General features: G+C 71.1%; 1 pseudogene. It reads left to right on the top strand.

Annotation, left to right across the window (positions count from 1 at the left end):
* Window positions 1-125: 125 nt before the first annotated feature.
* Window positions 126-598: pseudogene (locus GRC12_RS44925) on the top strand (class I SAM-dependent methyltransferase); the annotation flags it as partial.

Below are 598 nucleotides of genomic sequence, written 5' to 3'. Positions count from 1 at the left end.
GTCCTCGCTCGGGCGGTTCTGTCGATACGGCGGTGCCGTCCGCGGACGCCCGACGCTGCGGGCGGACACCCCCCGCCGCGCCCCCTTCTCGCCGTTGTGCCGGTGCGGGCGCATACCCTCTCGGTATGAGCAGCCGCGCCGTGACCCGTCCTGTGGGCAGCGTCACTCGCGGGACGACCAATCCCAATCGGCTGCGGCGGATGGATCGGTGGATCGCGCATACGCAGGGTGGGGAGCTGCGGCGGGTGGCTGATCCGGTTGCCATTGATCTCGGGTACGGGGCCTCGCCCTGGACCGCTGTGGAGTTGCTGGAGCGGCTGCGGGCCGTGGCGCCGGGCGTGCGGGTGGTGGGGGTTGAGATCGAGCCCGCTCGGGTCGCTGGTGCCAAGCGGTATGAGCGGGACGGGCTCGTGTTTGTGCATGGCGGCTTCGAGATCCCGGTGAGTGGTCGGGTGTCGCTGATTCGTGCGGCCAATGTGCTGCGGCAGTACGACGAGGGCGAGGTGGCCGGCGTCTGGGAGCGGTTGTGTGGGCGGCTTGCTCCCGGTGGGCTGCTCGTCGAGGGGACCTGTGACGAGGTCGGGCGGCGGCATGTGTG

Source organism: Streptomyces griseorubiginosus, assembly GCF_017614965.1.
GTDB classification, from domain to species: domain Bacteria; phylum Actinomycetota; class Actinomycetes; order Streptomycetales; family Streptomycetaceae; genus Streptomyces; species Streptomyces griseorubiginosus_B.
This window is presented reverse-complemented; position numbering and strand designations above follow the sequence as displayed.